Origin of the sequence: Lentilactobacillus parakefiri (genome assembly GCF_002157585.1) — a bacterium.
Classification (GTDB): Bacteria; Bacillota; Bacilli; order Lactobacillales; family Lactobacillaceae; genus Lentilactobacillus; species Lentilactobacillus parakefiri.
In genome coordinates this window covers 1-348 of the sequence record NZ_BDGB01000158.1, presented here as the reverse complement: position 1 = coordinate 348, position 348 = coordinate 1, and the positions used below count along the sequence as shown (strand labels likewise).

Here is a 348-nt window from a genome sequence, read left to right as displayed (position 1 = left end):
TATTTCGAACCAATAATGGATTTATACAATAATGAGATCCTAACCTTTGCCATTACTGCCGGCAGTCCCAATCTTGAATTTGCCATGAAACCATTGAATTCCCTAATTGAGTTAATACCAAACCAACCATACAAGCAGTTCCTGCACACTGTCCAAGGTTGGCAGTACCGACATCGAACATGGCAGAAGAAGCTCAGAAGCGCTCACATCCCACCAAGCATGTCTCGACGAGCAACCTGCTTAGATAACGCTTGTATGGAAAGCTTCTTTAACAAGTTAAAAGTTGAGTTAGGCGACTTAGCCAATTACAATTCCGCTGAGGAATTGATAACGGCTGTCAAAAAGTGG

The 348-nt window shown here is 42.5% G+C and carries 1 pseudogene; it reads left to right on the top strand.

The features are described 5' to 3' along the window. Positions 1-348 (top strand): annotated as a pseudogene (locus LPKJCM_RS12130) (DDE-type integrase/transposase/recombinase); the annotation flags it as partial.